Annotated in this window: 14 protein-coding genes; 12 read left to right on the forward strand and 2 right to left on the reverse strand. The window is 63.3% G+C overall.

Features of this window, described 5'->3' with window-relative positions:
• Positions 1-27: 27 nt before the first annotated feature.
• The 12 genes from hrcA (at position 28) to EL335_RS07815 (ending at position 14,975) form a co-directional block, all read left to right on the forward strand.
• Positions 28-1,047 (forward strand): heat-inducible transcriptional repressor HrcA, encoded by a 1,020-nt coding sequence (gene hrcA, locus EL335_RS07760; RefSeq protein ID WP_126445668.1) that lies wholly within the window; start codon positions 28-30, stop codon positions 1,045-1,047.
• The gene (gene hemH, locus EL335_RS07765) at positions 1,044-2,021 is read left to right on the forward strand and encodes a ferrochelatase (RefSeq protein WP_126445670.1); all 978 of its coding nucleotides are present in this window, start codon (positions 1,044-1,046) and stop codon (positions 2,019-2,021) included. The genes hrcA and hemH overlap by 4 nt, the downstream gene beginning before the upstream one ends.
• A 260-nt stretch (positions 2,022-2,281) precedes the next feature.
• Positions 2,282-2,716 (forward strand): thioredoxin TrxC, encoded by a 435-nt coding sequence (gene trxC / locus EL335_RS07770; RefSeq protein ID WP_126445672.1) that lies wholly within the window; start codon positions 2,282-2,284, stop codon positions 2,714-2,716.
• Between the two features lie 60 nt (positions 2,717-2,776).
• Positions 2,777-4,393, forward strand: a complete 1,617-nt coding sequence (locus EL335_RS07775) for a methyl-accepting chemotaxis protein (RefSeq protein ID WP_126445674.1) — start codon at positions 2,777-2,779, stop codon at positions 4,391-4,393.
• Positions 4,394-4,695: 302 nt separating this feature from the next.
• On the forward strand, positions 4,696-5,262 hold the full coding sequence (grpE, locus tag EL335_RS07780; RefSeq protein WP_126445676.1) for a nucleotide exchange factor GrpE: 567 nt from the start codon (positions 4,696-4,698) through the stop codon (positions 5,260-5,262).
• A 72-nt stretch (positions 5,263-5,334) separates the two neighbouring features.
• Positions 5,335-7,257, forward strand: coding sequence for a molecular chaperone DnaK (gene dnaK / locus EL335_RS07785; RefSeq protein WP_126445678.1), 1,923 nt, complete (start codon positions 5,335-5,337; stop codon positions 7,255-7,257).
• Between the two features lie 97 nt (positions 7,258-7,354).
• The gene (gene dnaJ, locus EL335_RS07790) at positions 7,355-8,473 is read left to right on the forward strand and encodes a molecular chaperone DnaJ (protein WP_126445680.1); all 1,119 of its coding nucleotides are present in this window, start codon (positions 7,355-7,357) and stop codon (positions 8,471-8,473) included.
• 101 nt (positions 8,474-8,574) lie between these two features.
• Positions 8,575-11,982 carry a transcription-repair coupling factor gene (gene mfd / locus EL335_RS07795; RefSeq protein WP_284155286.1) on the forward strand — a complete coding sequence of 1,136 codons (3,408 nt, stop codon included), beginning with the start codon at positions 8,575-8,577 and terminating at the stop codon, positions 11,980-11,982.
• Between the two features lie 12 nt (positions 11,983-11,994).
• Positions 11,995-12,252 (forward strand): type II toxin-antitoxin system Phd/YefM family antitoxin, encoded by a 258-nt coding sequence (locus EL335_RS07800; RefSeq protein ID WP_284155287.1) that lies wholly within the window; start codon positions 11,995-11,997, stop codon positions 12,250-12,252.
• Complete coding sequence (locus EL335_RS07805; protein WP_126445684.1) at positions 12,252-12,638, forward strand: type II toxin-antitoxin system VapC family toxin; 387 nt, start codon at positions 12,252-12,254, stop codon at positions 12,636-12,638. Before EL335_RS07800 ends, EL335_RS07805 begins: the two co-directional genes overlap by 1 nt.
• A 7-nt stretch (positions 12,639-12,645) precedes the next feature.
• Positions 12,646-13,725 (forward strand): 3-deoxy-7-phosphoheptulonate synthase, encoded by a 1,080-nt coding sequence (locus EL335_RS07810; RefSeq protein ID WP_126445686.1) that lies wholly within the window; start codon positions 12,646-12,648, stop codon positions 13,723-13,725.
• On the forward strand, positions 13,722-14,975 hold the full coding sequence (locus tag EL335_RS07815; RefSeq protein WP_284155288.1) for a DUF1015 domain-containing protein: 1,254 nt from the start codon (positions 13,722-13,724) through the stop codon (positions 14,973-14,975). The genes EL335_RS07810 and EL335_RS07815 overlap by 4 nt, the downstream gene beginning before the upstream one ends.
• A 50-nt stretch (positions 14,976-15,025) precedes the next feature.
• On the opposite strand, the gene tpx is transcribed toward EL335_RS07815, so the two are convergent.
• Positions 15,026-15,523, reverse strand: coding sequence for a thiol peroxidase (gene tpx, locus EL335_RS07820; protein ID WP_126445688.1), 498 nt, complete (start codon positions 15,521-15,523; stop codon positions 15,026-15,028).
• Positions 15,520-16,326: a TatD family hydrolase gene (locus EL335_RS07825; protein ID WP_284155289.1), complete on the reverse strand. Its 807-nt coding sequence runs from the start codon at positions 16,324-16,326 to the stop codon at positions 15,520-15,522. The genes tpx and EL335_RS07825 overlap by 4 nt, the downstream gene beginning before the upstream one ends.
• Between the last annotated feature and the right edge of the window lie 8 nt (positions 16,327-16,334).

A 16,334-nucleotide genomic window follows, 5' to 3' on the forward strand; every position in this document is an offset into this window, starting at 1 on the left:
CAGAGGTTCGTTACAATCTGCTTCGCCATGCTCGATGCCCGCGCCAAGACCCTGCTCAAGACCCTGATCGAACGCTATATCGCGGAAGGTCAGCCGGTCGGCTCGCGCACGCTCGCCAAATACTCGGGCCTGGAGCTTTCGCCGGCGACGATCCGCAACGTGATGGCCGATCTCGAAGAGATGGGCTTCATCGCCAGCCCGCACACCTCGGCCGGACGCGTGCCGACGCCCAGGGGTTACCGCCTGTTCGTCGATACGCTGCTCACCGTGCAGCCGCTCGATCCCCAGCATATCTCCGAGCTCAAGGAAGCGCTGCTGCCCGACGTGCCGCAACGGGTGATCAGCCATGCCTCGCAGATGATCTCGGAGCTCACCCATTTCGCCGGCGTCGTCATCGCGCCGCGCCGCCAGGCGCCAAAGATCCGCCAGATCGAGTTTCTGAATCTGACCGAGACGCGCATCCTGCTGATCATCGTCACCACCGAAGGCGAAGTACAAAACCGCATCCTCCTCACCCAACGCCCCTATGCCCAGAGCGAGCTGATCGAAGCGGCCAATTACCTGACGCAGAATTACGCCGGCCTGGACTTCATGCAGATCCGCCAGCGCCTGCACCACGAGCTGCAGCAGTTGCGCAGCGACATGACCGAGCTGATGAACGCCGCCGCCGATGCCGGCGCCCAAGCCGCCAGCGAAGCTGCGCAGCAATACGTGATCAGCGGCGAGAAGAATCTGCTCGACAGCGAGGATCTCGCCGCCAACATGGCGCGGCTACGCCAGCTGTTTGACCTCTTCGAACAGAAAACCGGCCTGATGCAGCTGCTCGACCTGTCGAGCCGCGCCGAGGGCGTGCATGTCTTCATCGGCGGTGAATCGGGCATCGCGCCGCTCGATGAATGCAGCATCGTCGCCGCCCCCTACGAAGTCGAAGGGCAAGTGGTCGGCACCATCGGCGTGATCGGCCCGACACGCATGGCCTACGAGCGCGTGATCCCGATCGTCGACATCACCGCGCGACTGCTCTCCTCCGCATTGAGTCCCAATTGAGCCGGCAAGCCATCCTGCTCGTCAATCTCGGCACCCCGGACGCGACCGATGCCCCGGCCGTCAAGCGTTATCTGGCCGAGTTTCTTGGCGACCCGCGCGTCGTCGAGCTGCCGCGCATCCTATGGCTGCCGATCCTCTATGGCATCATCCTCAACACCCGGCCGGCGAAATCGGCGGCGAAATACGCGACGATCTGGACGCCCGAAGGCTCGCCGCTCAAGGTGCATACCGAACGGCAGGCCAAATTGCTCCGCGGCCTGCTCGGCGAGCGCGGCCGCAAAGATCTCGCGATCGACTGGGCGATGCGTTATGGCAATCCGGCCATCCCCGCCGTGCTCGACCGGCTGGTCGACAGCGGGGCCGAGGACATCCTCATCCTGCCGCTCTATCCCCAATGGGCGGGCAGCACCACCGGCAGCACGCAAGACGCCGTGGCCGCCTGGCAAAGGCGCCAGAAACGCCCCCCGGCGATCCGCTGGATCGAAGATTTTCACACCGATCCGGGCTACATCGGCGCGCTGGCCGCCTCGGTGCGCGAGCACTGGCAGGCGTACGGACACGGCGAGAAGCTCGTGATGAGTTTTCACGGCATCCCGCAGCGCTCGGTGGATCGCGGCGATCCCTATGCGCGTCAGTGCCACGCCACGGCGCAAGCACTCGCCGCCGCCCTCGGGCTGGACCCGCGCCAATGGGTAGCGACTTTCCAGTCGCGCTTCGGCGCCGCCAAATGGCTGCAGCCCTATACCCAGCCGACGCTGGAAGAACTCGCGCGCAGCGGGCTTGCGCGCGTCGATGTGATCTGCCCCGGCTTTCCGGCCGACTGCCTGGAAACCCTCGAGGAAATTTCCTTGGAGTGCCGCGCGGCCTTCGTCGCTGCGGGCGGGCGCGAATTCCATTACATCCCCTGCCTCAACGAACGGCCAGACTGGATCGCCGCGCTGGCCGACCTGTGCCTTGCCCATCTCGGCGGTTGAACCCAGATTGTCCATTAGACCGTCCTGTCTGCGGATGAGCGTAAGCAAACCTTGTCATCCTGGACTGCGCGGGCGTTTCCGGTCTGCGAGCGGGCCCTTCGCGCCCGCGCTCCTCGCCAATAGACACCGTTATTGGCTCGTCACGCGGACGCAAATCGCCTCGCCCTCGCCTCGAAACCGCCTCGCGCCCTAATGGACAATCTGGGTTGAAAACTGGCTGCCGAAACCTATATCAGCGAAAACCGATATAGGAGACTGCCATGTCCGACCCACTGATCGTCGTCTGCCCGCATTGCCACGCCCCGAACCGCGTGCCGGCCGAAAAACTTTCTGCCGGCGGTGTTTGCGGCAAATGCAAACGCGCGTTGTTCGACGGCCACCCGGTCGAGCTCGATGAGGCGAGCTTCGACAAGCACATCGGCCGCAACGAGATTCCGGTGCTGGTCGATTTCTGGGCGCCGTGGTGCGGCCCGTGCCGGATGATGGCGCCGGCCTTCGCCCAGGCCGCCAGCCTGCTCGAACCGCAGGTCAGGCTGGCGAAGCTGAACACCGAAGATCATCAGGGCATCGCCGCGCGGCTGGGCATCCGCAGCATTCCGACCATGATCCTGTTCAAGGGCGGACGCGAAATCGCCCGGCAATCCGGCGCCATGGATGCCGGCAGCATCGTGCGCTGGGTGCGCGCCGCACTCTGAGATGCCTTCGTCGCCTCTGGGGTAAACTCCTCCCGCTACCTTTCGAGGGGAGTTGACACCATGCGCCTTTCCGACATGAAAATCTGGCTGCGCCTGACAGCCGGCATCTGGTTGCTCCTGGTATTCGTCTGGACCGGAATGGTCTTCTGGGAAAGCCAGGTGAATCGCAACACGGCCATCGAGCAGGCCACCCGTTTTTCCCAGTCGATGCACGAGGCGACGCTGGCGGGACTGACCGGCATGATGATCACCGGCACTGTCGGCCAGCGCGAGGTGTTCCTCGACCAGATCAAGCAGTTGTCGATCATCCGCGATCTCCGGGTGATCCGCGGCGAGGCGGTCACGAAACTGTATGGGCCCGGCAAGGCTGGCGAAGGCCAACCCGATGCGACCGAGCGGCAGGTGCTCGACAGCGGCAAGGAATTCATCGAGGTGCAACAGGACGGCCAGGGCGAATATCTGCGTGTCGTGCGCCCGGCGCTTGCCAGCAAGAATTATCTCGGCAAGGACTGCATCGCCTGCCACCAGACGCCGGAAGGTACTGTTCTGGGCGTCGTCAGCATGAAGGTCTCCCTCGACGATGTCGAAGCCGCGATCGCCACACAGCGCATCAAGATCCTGCTGGCGGCGATCGGCGTCAGCATTCCCGTCATGTTGTTCATCTGGTTCTTCATCACGCGGGTCGTCACCCGGCCGCTCGAGAACATGGTCGCGGGACTGCGCGCGATCGCCAGCGGCGAGGGTGACCTGACGCGCCGTCTGGAAGTGAAGAGCAACGATGAGATCGGCCAGGCGAGCCTTGTGTTCAACGAGATGATGGCCAATTTCGCCAACCTAGTACGCCAGGTCGACACTTCGGCGAAGCACGTCTCCACCGCCGCCCGCGATCTGGTCGAAGGGGCGCGGCAGGTTGCCGAAAGCTCGCGCCAGCAAAGCGGGAAATCCGCTGCCGTGACGGACGCAGTCGAGCGCATGGTCAGAAGCATCGTCGCGGTCGCCGAGAGCGCCGAGCGCGTCCATGCCCAGTCACAGGAAAGCCTCGCCCGCTCGCGTGAAGGCAGACAAAGCCTCGAACGCCTGATCGGCGAGATCGGCCGCGTCAAGTCCGCGGTCGATGAAATGGCCGCGGCCGTCAATGAATTCGTCAGCAGCACGGCATCGATCACCAACATGACGCGCGAAGTCAAGGACATTGCCGATCAGACCAACCTGTTGGCGCTCAATGCGGCGATCGAGGCGGCACGCGCCGGCGAAGCTGGGCGCGGTTTCGCGGTGGTGGCGGACGAAGTGAGGAAACTCGCCGAGAAATCGGCCGCGTCGGCCAACGAGATCGACATCATCACCCGCACTCTGGGAGCCAAATCCGATCTCGTGCGCAACGCGATCGAAAGCGGTCTGGCCGACATCGCCTCGAGCGAGCAGTCGCTCGCAGCCGTCGCCAATGCGATCAACGAATCCAACGCCTCGGTCGAAGAGGTGGGGCGCGGCCTCGACACGATCGCCGCCGCCACCGAAGAACAGCGGCAGGTCAGCGCCGCAGCGCTGACGGACATCGAGGCCATCGCCGCGATGGCGCGCGAAAACAGCACTGCTGTGGAACAGAATGCCATGTCGGCCCAACGACTCGAAACGCTCGCAGGCGAGCTGCAAAGTACCGTCGGCCGTTTCCGCACCTAACATGCCGTTGAAAAACGTCACGAGGATGGCCAGATGCAAGGCGTTTGGTGCGCAGCGACCGAAGCCTATCAAATAGATAGGCGAGGGAGCGACAACGAAGTTGCGGCGAAGGCTCGCTTTGGCTTTGCCGAGGTCAAGCGAAGCGGCCGAAGCCAACACCGCGCAACGCGGAAGAACGCCCACCGCAGTAGTTTTTCAACAGCCTGCTAACGCCACACCCACCAGAAAATGCTCCGTCACCCCTTGAAAAGGGGCATGGAGCCCTTATTCCTTCCATGGTTTAATTTTCGAGGCCCTATGTCATGCAAGACGATCACACCCCCGAAACCCCTGAACTGACGGCCAAACCCGGCGCCGGCGACACGGCGCCCGAGGCTGCGGCCGACACTGCGGATGCGCCGGAAGTCATGCCGAGTCTCGAAGAGTTGCTCAAGGCCGCGGAGCTCAAAGCCGCCGAGCACCACGACGCCTGGCTGCGCGCGAAGGCCGAGACCGAAAACGTCCGCCGCCGCGCTCAGGAAGACATCGCCAAGGCGCACAAGTTTGCGATCGAAAAATTCGCCGGCGAATTGCTGGCGGTCAAAGACAGCCTGGAAGCCGCGCTCGCCAACGAGACCCAAACCGTCGAGACGCTCAGGGCCGGCGTCGAGCTGACGCTGAAACAGCTGGCGAGCGCGTTCGAGAAATCCGCGCTCACCGAGATCAACCCGCTCGGTGAAAAGTTCGACCCACACAAGCACCAGGCGATCGCGATGGTCGAGGCCGACCAGGAAGCGAATACCATCGTCAGCGTTCTGCAGAAGGGTTATGCGCTGCACGACCGCATCTTGCGGCCGGCGCTGGTCACCGTCGCCAAGCCCAAGGCTTGAAGCATCGCGCCATAACCCCATATTGAGCACAGGTTAATTTTTCTCCACCCGATTCTCCAAAGGAAAACGAACATGGGCAAGATCATCGGTATCGACCTGGGCACCACCAACAGCTGTGTCGCCGTGATGGAAAACGGCAAGCCCAAGGTCATCGAAAACTCGGAAGGCGCACGCACCACGCCTTCCATCGTCGCCTACACCGAAGACGGCGAGATCCTCGTCGGCGCCCCGGCCAAGCGTCAGGCGGTCACCAATGCGAAGAACACGCTGTTCGCGATCAAGCGCCTGATCGGCCGCCGCTTCGAAGAAAAGGAAGTGCAAAAGGACATCGACCTGATGCCCTACAAGATCGTCCGGGCCGACAACGGCGATGCCTGGGTCGAGGTGCGCGGCAAGAAGCTCGCGCCGCCGCAGGTCTCGGCCGAGGTGCTGAAGAAGATGAAGAAGACTGCCGAAGACTATCTCGGCGAAGAAGTCACCGAAGCCGTCATCACCGTGCCCGCCTACTTCAACGACAGCCAGCGTCAGGCCACCAAGGATGCCGGTCGCATCGCCGGCCTGGAAGTCAAGCGCATCATCAACGAGCCGACCGCGGCCGCGCTCGCCTTCGGCCTGGACAAGAAGGAAGGCGACCGCAAGATCGCGGTCTATGACCTGGGCGGCGGCACTTTCGACATCTCGATCATCGACATCGCCGAAGTGGATGGCGAACACCAGTTCGAAGTGCTGTCGACCAATGGCGACACCTTCCTCGGCGGCGAGGACTTCGACCAGCGCCTGATCGACTACATCGTCACCGAGTTCAAGAAGGAACAAGGCGTCGATCTGAAGAACGACGTGCTGGCGCTGCAGCGCCTCAAAGAGGCGGCCGAGAAGGCAAAGATCGAGCTCTCCAGCTCGATGCAGACCGAGATCAACCTGCCCTACATCACCGCGGATGCAAGCGGGCCGAAGCATTTGGCGATGAAGATCACCCGCGCCAAGTTCGAAGCGCTGGTCGAAGATCTGATCGAGCGCACCATCGAGCCTTGTCGCATCGCGCTGAAAGACGCCGGGCTGAAGGTCTCCGACATCGGCGACGTGATCCTGGTCGGCGGCATGACACGCATGCCCAAGGTGCAGGAAAAGGTCAAGGAGTTCTTCGGCAAGGAGCCGCGCAAGGACGTCAACCCCGATGAAGCGGTCGCGATCGGCGCGGCGATCCAGGGCGGCGTGCTGCAGGGCGAAGTCAAGGACGTGCTGCTGCTCGACGTCACCCCGCTGTCGCTGGGTATCGAAACCCTGGGCGGCGTGATGACCAAGCTGATCCCGAAGAACACGACCATCCCGACCAAGGCGACCCAGGTCTTCTCCACGGCGGATGACAATCAAACCGCAGTGACGATCCACGTGCTGCAGGGCGAGCGCGAGATGGCAGCCGGCAACAAGAGCCTCGGTCAGTTCAACCTCACCGACATCCCGCCAGCGCCGCGCGGCGTGCCGCAGATCGAGGTGACCTTCGACATCGATGCCAACGGCATTCTGCATGTCTCGGCCAAGGACAAGGGCACCGGCAAGGAAGCCAAGATCACCATCAAGGCGAATTCCGGTCTCACCGAGGAAGAAATTCAGCGCATGGTCAAGGATGCCGAGGCCCATGCCGAGGAAGACAAGAAGGCCCACGAGCTCGTCGAGGCGCGCAACCAGTGCGACGCGCTGGTGCATTCGGTGAAGAAGATGCTCACCGAGCATGGCGACAAGCTCGAAGCCGGCGAAAAGACGAAGATCGAGGAAGCGCTGAAAGCCGCCGAGGAGGCGATCAAGGGCAACGACAAGGCGACGATCGAAGCCAAAGCCCAGGCGCTTGCCGCGGCCTCGCAGAAACTCGGCGAGAAGATCTACGCGCAGCAGGCGGGCGGCGCGCAGTCAGGCACCAGCGGTGGCGGCGAAGCCAAGAAGGACGACAGCGACGTGGTCGATGCCGAATTCACCGAGGTGAAAGACAAGAAGGCTTGACGCCGGCGCGGACGCGCAGCCCTGATGGGCCGGGTTCGAGCGGGCGGCCATCCGCCCCTTGACCCGGCCGTATCGTTTGCTTGAGTCGAAGGCATATATGGCAAAACGCGACTACTACGAAGTGCTCGGCGTCAATCGGGATGCCTCGGAAGAAGAAATCAAGAAAGCCTATCGCCGCCTGGCGATGAAATACCATCCGGACCGCAATCCGGACAATCCGAAGGCCGAGGAACTCTTCAAGGAAGCGAAGGAAGCCTACGAAGTCCTCTCCGACTCGAGCAAGCGCCAGGCCTACGACCAGTTCGGCCATGCCGGCGTCGATCCCCAGGCCGGCATGGGTGGCGGCTTCGGCGGCATGGGCGGCTTCGCCGACGCGTTTTCCGACATCTTCGGCGACATCTTCGGCGGCGGCCGCGGCCGCTCGAACGTCTATCGCGGCGCCGACTTGCGCTACAACCTGGAAATCACCCTCGAAGAAGCCGCGCGCGGCACCGAGACGCGCATCCGCATCCCGACGATGGCCGAATGCGATGCCTGCCACGGTACCGGAGCCCGCAAAGGCAGCGAGCCGAAAATCTGTCCGACCTGCGGCGGTCACGGCCAAGTGCGCATCCAGCAAGGCTTCTTCTCGATCCAGCAGACCTGTCCGCGTTGCCACGGCAGCGGCCGCTACATCCCGGACCCCTGCCCAACCTGCCACGGCGCCGGGCGCGTCAAGCAACACAAGACGCTGTCGGTCAAGATTCCTGCCGGCATCGACGAAGGCGATCGCATCCGCCTCTCCGGCGAAGGGGAAATGGGCGTCAATGGCGGCCCCCCCGGCGATCTTTATGTGCAAATCCATCTCAAGCCGCACGCGGTCTTCCAGCGCGACCGCGACGACCTGCATTGCGAGATGCCGATCTCCTTCGCCACCGCCGCGCTGGGCGGCGAAATCGAGATTCCCACGCTCGATGGCGTCGCCAAGCTGAAGATCCCCGCCGAAACCCAGACGGGCAAGGTGTTCCGCCTACGCGGCAAAGGCATCAAGGGCGTGCGCTCGCATCAACCAGGCGACCTGCTCTGCCATGTCGTCGTCGAAACACCGGTCAATCTCACCGAACGTCAGAAGGAACTCCTGCGCGAGTTCGAAGACATCAGCAAAGGCAACGCCGCGCACCACAACCCCAAGGCCCAAGGCTGGATGGACAAGGTCAGGGAGTTCTTCGGCGGCTAGGCCCCGGCCGACCGCTAATCGAAATCCCTGCCTGATGGCGATGCGATAATGCGCGCCCTGCCCAACCCTCTTCGACCATGTCGTTTCAGTTCGACTTGCCCATGCCGCCGAAAGCCGGCCAGCGCGTGGCTTTACCCCGCCTCGCCGGCTCAGCCGACGCCCTGGCGCTCGCGCAGCTTGCCGACGGCAAACACCTGCTGACGATCGTCGCCGCCACACCGCTCGAAGCCCAGCGGCTTTACGATGAAATCGGCTGGTTCGCGCCGTCCTTGCGCGTCCATCTGCTGCCCGACTGGGAAACGCTCCCCTATGACCACTTCTCGCCGCACCAGGATCTGATCTCCGAGCGACTGGCAACGCTGTTTGCCGTCTCGCAGAATCAGAGCGACGTGCTGATCGTCGCTGCAGCGACCGCAGCCACGCGGCTTCCGCCCCCCGCCTTCCTCGCCGCCCACACTTTCTTCATGAAACAGGGCGACACGCTCGACCTCGAACGCTTCCGCAACCAGATGACGCTGGCGGGCTACCAGCATGTCACGCAGGTCGTTGCCCCGGGCGAATACAGCATGCGCGGCGGGCTGATCGATCTTTTTCCGATGGGCTCGGCGCTCCCCTACCGGATCGAGCTGTTCGACGACGAGATCGAAACCTTGCGCTGCTTCGACGTCGACAGCCAGAAGAGTCTCTATCCGGTGGCGGAGATTCGCCTGCTGCCGGCGCGCGAATTCCCCACCAGCGAGTCCGCACGGACGATGTTCCGCCAGCGCTTCCGTGAGACGTTCGAGGGCGATGCCTCGCGCATCGCGCTCTACAAGGACGTCTCGAACGGCGTGTTTCCTGCCGGCATCGAGTATTACCTGCCGCTCTTTTTCGACCAGACGGCGACATTGTTCGACTACCTGCCGCAGGATGCCCGGCTCGTGCTGCATGGCGACGTGCCTGCGACGCTCGCCGAGTTCTGGGTCGACCTGCAACAGCGCTACAAAACGCTTGGCGGCGACAGATCTCGGCCGATCTTGCCGCCTCAGTCGCTCTTTATGCGCGACGAGGAGTTTTTCATCGAGGCGCATGCCTGGCCGCAATACCTGATGAAAATCGGCGCTGGCGAGACGGCACCCCCGTCACCGCAAGCCCTGCCGCCGCTGGCGGTCGACCGCAAGGCCAACGACCCCGTCGCCGCGCTGCGCCGCTTTCTCGACGGTTACCCCGGCCGCGTGCTGCTCATTGCCGAATCGCCAGGCCGGCGCGAGACGCTGCATGAATATCTCGCCGAGCATGGGCTTGCCGCGGCGATCGTCCCCGACTTCGCGGCTTTCCTTGCCGGCTCGGCCCCATTGTCTTTGGCGCACGGCCCGGTTTCCGGCGGCTTTGCGCTCGATGATTTCGCCGTCGTCACCGAAAACGAACTCTATGCCGCCACCGCGCGACCGCGCCACAAGCGCTCGGAGGCACGGCGCGCCAATCTCGAAGGCTGGCTGCGCGATTTGTCGGAGCTGAAGATCGGCGATCCGGTGGTGCATGAAAACCACGGCATCGGCCGTTTTCTCGGCCTCGTGCGCATGGATCTCGGGCAGGGCGAGGAAGAGTTCCTCCAGCTCGAATACGCCAACGAAGCGAAGCTCTATGTGCCCGTCGCTCAGCTCGAAGTGATCTCGCGCTACAGCGGCGCCGATCCGGAAGCGGTGCAATTGCACACGCTCGGCTCGGGCCAGTGGGAGAAGGCAAAGAAAAAGGCCGCGCTGCAGGTGCGTGACACCGCCGCGGAACTGCTTGCGCTCTATGCCCAGCGCGCCGCCCGCCAGGGCCACAAGTTCAGCTTCCAGACGCATGATCTGGAAGCCTTCGCCGCCGGCTTCGGTTTCGAGGAGACACCCGATCAGCTGGCCGCGATCGGCGCGGTGATTTCCGACATGACCGCCGGCAAGCCGATGGATCGGCTGGTCTGTGGCGACGTCGGTTTCGGCAAGACCGAAGTCGCGCTGCGCGCCGCCTTCGTCGCGGTGGCCGACGGCCGTCAAGTGGCCGTGCTCTGCCCGACCACGCTCCTTGCCGAACAGCATTATCAGACCTTCGCCGACCGCTTCGCCGACTGGCCCGTCAAGGTCGCCGAACTCTCGCGCTTCAAATCGAAACAGGAGCAAGCCGCAGCCATCGAGCAGCTCGCGCAGGGAAAAATCGACATCGTGATCGGCACTCACCGATTATTGCAACCGGATGTGAAGTTTGCCCGCCTCGGCCTTGTCATCATCGACGAGGAACACCGCTTCGGCGTGCGCCAGAAGGAAGCGCTGAAGGCGCTGCGCGCCGAGGTCGATGTGCTGACGCTGACCGCCACGCCGATCCCGCGCACGCTGGGCCTGTCGCTCGAAGGCTTGCGCGATTTTTCGGTGATCGCCACACCTCCCCAGAAACGGCTGGCCATCAAGACCTTCGTGCATCGATGGTCCAACGGCCTGGTGCGCGAAGCCTGCCTGCGAGAATTCAAACGCGGCGGACAAGTCTATGTTCTCCATAACGAAGTCGAGACGATCGAAAATATGCGCGACCGGCTCCAGAAATTACTGCCGGAGGCGCGCATCGTCGTCGGCCACGGTCAGCTTCCCGAGCGGGAGCTCGAACGCGTGATGCGCGAATTCACCCAGCAGAAGCACAACCTGCTGCTGTGTTCGACGATCATCGAAACCGGCATCGACAATCCACACGCCAACACCATCATCATCCACCGCGCCGACAAATTCGGCTTGGCCCAGCTCCATCAGCTGCGCGGACGGGTCGGGCGCAGCCACCACCAGGCCTACGCCTATCTGCTCACCGACGAGCATGCCAAGCCAACGCCCCAGGCGCAACGCCGCCTCGAAGCGATCCAGGCGATGGAAGAACTCGGCTCCGGCTTTTTCCTCGCCATGCACGATCTGGAGATTCGCGGCGCCGGCGAGGTGCTCGGTGAGGCGCAGTCGGGAGAAATCCACGAGATCGGCTTCGCGCTTTACACCAACATGCTCAATGCCGCGGTACGCGCGCTCAAGGACGGCAAACCGATGCCGGACCTCACCCGGCCGCTGTCGATCACCGCGGAAATCGATCTGCATACCCCGGCGCTGCTGCCAAATGACTACTGCCCCGATGTCAACGAGCGGCTGACGCTCTACAAGCGACTCGCCAACTGTGAGACGGAAGCCGCGCTGCGGGCAATGCAGGAAGAGCTGATCGACCGCTATGGCGAGTTGCCCGCCCAAGCCGTGGCCCTCATCGAAACCCACCGCCTGCGCATCCTCGGCAAGCCACTCGGCGTCAGCAAGCTCGATGCCGGAGAGAAATCGGTCCAGCTGCAGCTCGTCGCCAATCCCCCGATCGATCCGGCCCGCATCATCCGGCTGATCCAGAACGACCGCAGCTTCAAACTCGCCGGACCGGACAAGCTCGTCTGGCAGAAGACCACGAACACGCTCAAGGAGCGCGTCGGCGCGGTGAAGGAATTGTTTGGCCGCCTGAACTTGTCAGCCCGATGATGGTCATGTAGGATGACCAAATCACCCGTTCCAACGACCGCCATGCCGCAGTTCAACATCGCCGAAGCCAAGACGCATCTTTCCGAACTCGTCCAAAAGGCCTTGATGGGGGAAGAAGTCATCATCGCACGCGACAACAAACCTCAAGTGAAAATCGTCCCGCTCAAGCGCCCTGCCGGAAAGCGCGTGCCAGGTTCCGGGAAAGATCAGATACGCTTCATCAGCGACGATTTCGACGCCACGCCGGCAGATTTCGCCGATTACGTTTAATGAAGCTCTTGCTCGACACCCACGCCTTCTTGCACTGGGTGGCGGACGATCCTCGGCTCACCCCCAAGGTGCGCGAGGTGATCGCTGATATGGACAACGAAGTGTTCGTCAGTCTCATCGTGCCTTGGGAGCTAGCCATCAAGTCGGCGCTGGGAAAGATTTGCCTGAATCAGTCGGTCGGTCGTTTCGTAACGCAACAGGTCGAAGCCAACGGCTTTAGCCTGCTGGGCATCGATCTTGCCGACATCGCCCTCGTCGAGACGCTTCCACTGCACCACCGCGATCCGTTCGATCGCCTCTTGATCGCACAGGCGAAGAACAGAAATCTCACCCTCGTCAGCGGGGATGCTGCGTTTTCTGCCTACTCAATCAAACGTATCTGGTAACCACGCCATGCAGCCCACCGAAAACCTCAACATCGAAACCTTCGAACCGATGCCGACGCCGGCGGAGATCCACGCCCGCGTGCCGATGACCGAAGCCGCGGAAAAGTCGGTGCTGGCGGGACGGCACACGATCGAGGCGATTCTCGACCGCCGCGATCCACGTCTGTTCGTCGTCGTCGGCCCTTGCTCGATCCACGACCCCATCGCCGGCATCGATTACGCCCAGCGTCTCGAGGCGCTCGCCGACGAGGTCGCCGACACGCTGTTCCTCGTCATGCGCGTCTATTTCGAAAAGCCGCGCACCGCGACCGGCTGGAAGGGTTTCATCAACGATCCGCGCATGGATGATTCCTTCCACATCGAGGAAGGCATCTACAAGGCGCGCGAGTTCCTGCTCGCCGTCAATGAGCTGGGGGTGCCCGCCGGTACCGAGGCGCTCGACCCGATCACCCCACAATATCTCGGCGACCTGGTCAGCTGGACGGCGATCGGCGCACGCACCTCCGAATCGCAGACGCACCGCGAGATGGCCTCGGGCCTATCGACGCCGGTGGGTTTCAAGAACGGCACCGACGGCTCGGTCGAGACCGCGGTGAATGCGATCCTCTCCGCCTCGAAACCGCACAGCTTTCTCGGCATCAACATGGAAGGGCGCACCTCGGTCGTCCGCACCCGCGGCAATCGTTATGGCCACCTCGTCCTGCGCGGCGGCGGTGGCCGGCCGAATTACGATTCGGTCTCGGTGGCGATCGCCGAACAGGCGCTCGCCAAGGCGGGGCGACCTCAGAACATCGTCATCGACTGCTCGCATGCCAACAGCTACAAAGACCCGGAGCGTCAGCCGCTGGTACTGCACGACGTCGTGAACCAAATCCGGCTGGGCAACAAATCGATCGTCGGCCTGATGATCGAAAGCTTCCTCGAAGCCGGCAACCAGCCGATCCCCGACGATTTGACGCAGCTCAAATACGGCTGTTCGGTCACCGATGCCTGCGTAGACTGGCCGACCACCGAAAAGATGATCCGCGAGGCTTATGACATCCTGCGCGGCCCATTGGCCGGCCGTGCCATGCGAAAGGCCGCATGATGCCGACCTTGATCAAACCTTTGCGCGGGCTGTGTCCCGCCCCCGGTCGCGCTCAGGATGTTGTCGCACCGCCCTACGACGTGCTCTCCTCCGACGAAGCGCGCATCCGCGCCGCAGGCAAGCCGTGGTCTTTTCTGCACATCTCGAAACCGGAAATCGACTTGCCCGCCGACATCGATCCTTATGATCCTGCCGTCTATGCCAAAGCCGCCGAGAACCTGCAACGCATGATCGCCGCCGGGGTGCTGCTGCGCGATACAACGCCCTGCTACTACGCCTACCGGCTGACGATGCGCACCGAGCGCGGAACGCACGAGCAGACGGGGCTGGTCGCCATCAGTTCGGTCGCCGCTTACGAGGCCCAGCGCATCAAAAAGCACGAATTCACCCGCCCGGACAAGGAAGACGACCGCGTGCGCCAGATCGAAGCCACCAACGCCCAAACCGGGCCGGTGCTGCTCGCCTACCCTTCCTCGGCGGAGGCAGACCGGCTGATTGCCGCGATGGCGCAAGGCGATCCGGCGGCCGATGTCACCCTTGCCGAGCCGACGCACACGGTGCGTCACCAGATCTGGCGCTGCGCCGACCCCGATCATATCGAGGCAATCACGCGCTGCTTCGATCAGATGCCTGCGCTCTACATCGCCGATGGCCACCATCGTTCGGCCGCGGCCGCACGAGTGGCCGCCGCAAGGCGCATCCCCGGTCGTGAGCGCTCCTCCGACTATTTCCTCAGCGTGATCTTCCCCCATCGGCAGATGCAGATTCTCGATTACAACCGGGTCGTCAAGGATCTGAACGGCCTGACGGCGGATGAATTCCTCGCCCGGCTCGGTGAAAAATTCCTCGTCTCGCCGAGCTGCGATGCCGTCCGTCCAGCCTGCCCGGGCGAATTTGGCCTCTATCTCCCCAAGCGCTGGTTCCGCCTCAATATCGACCCGAAGCTGTTTTCCAAGGACCCGGTCGCCGGCCTCGACGTCTCACTGCTCTCTGACCATGTGCTCGGACCCATCCTGGGTATCACCGATCTGCGGCGCGACCAACGCATCGATTTCGTTGGCGGCATCCGTGGCCTGGCAGAGCTCGAACGGCGCGTCGATTGCGGCGAAATGGCTGCCGCGTTCGCCATGTATCCCACCCGCATGGATCAACTGATGGCCGTGGCGGACAGCGGTCAGGTCATGCCACCGAAATCGACCTGGTTCGAGCCCAAACTCGCGGATGGGCTGGTGTCCCACGTTCTCGACTGAAGAAAAAAGCCCGGCAAAGCCGGGCCGCGTCAGCCGGACGCGAGGGGCGATCAAAGCACCTTGAGCGCCGCGTCGTAATCTGGCTCGTTGGCAATCTCGGGCACGAGCTGGCTGTGCAGCACCTTGTCGTTCTCGTCGAGCACCACCACCGCGCGTGCGGTGAGGCCGAAGAGCGGCCCTTCGGCCATCTTGACGCCCCAGGCCGCCATGAATTCGGGATGGCGGAAGGTCGACAGATGCACGACGTTTTTCAAGCCTTCGGTGGTGCAGAAGCGCCCCGCGGCAAATGGCAGATCGGCCGAGATTACCAGCACGACGGTATTGTTCAGGCCGGCCGCCTTTTCGTTGAACTTGCGAGTCGAAGTCGCGCAGGTGGGGGTGTCAAGGCTCGGTACGATGTTCAGGATCTTGCGCTTGCCGGCGAAGCTCGCCAGCGTCACGTCGGCGAGCTCGCCGTTGGTGAGCGTCAGCTCAGGCGCCTGGCTGCCAACCGGGGGCAGCGTGCCTTCGACCTTGAAAGGATTGCCTTGCAGAGTGACTGTAGTCATGGCATTTCTCCGTGGGGTATGAAGTTTACGAGGCGCGGCAACACCGCCAGGGTATTGGCGCGGGTCCTTGCTGCGATTTCCATCAGCGGCATCCCCCGCAATTGTGCCAGCGTTTCGGCGATCGGCACCAGATCGGCGGGCGTGTTTCTACCGTTCGGTTTCCAGGCCGGCGGGATGTCCGGCGCATCGGTCTCCAGCACGATCGCTTCGAGCGGCAAGGTCGCGGCAAGCGCCCGGATGCGTTTCGAGCCGGGATAGGTCATTGCACCGCCAAAACCCAGTTTGAAGCCGAGTTTGATGAACTGCTCGGCCTGTTCCCGACTGCCATTGAAGGCATGGGCGATGCCGCCGGGCACGGGGATTTCACGCAGGGCCTTGAGAATCGGATCGATCGCCCGACGCACGTGCAGCAGTACCGGCAGCCCCAACTCGCGCGCGAGCTCAAGCTGCGAACGGAACCAAAACATCTGTTGCCCATCATCGCGCGGCTGCACATGTCGATCGAGCCCGATCTCGCCGACGGCCACCGCCGGTTGATGCTGCAAGGTTTCCCGCAGCGCATCGAGGTCCTCTGGCCGGACACGATCGACATACATCGGGTGGATGCCAAAGCTCGGCGCACAACCCGGATAGGTGCGGCAGACGCTGGCCACCGCGCCGAAATTCGCCCGCTCGACTGCCGGAACGACCATGACCTCGACTGCCGTGCCACCAGCGCCGAGTTTCGCCGCGGCCACCACCTCGTCGCGATCGGCGTCGAATTCCGCCGCGTCGAGATGGCAGTGGGTGTCGATCAGGCTCAACGGAATCT

The organism is Sulfuricystis multivorans, from assembly GCF_003966565.1.
Lineage (GTDB): Bacteria > Pseudomonadota > Gammaproteobacteria > Burkholderiales > Rhodocyclaceae > Sulfuricystis > Sulfuricystis multivorans.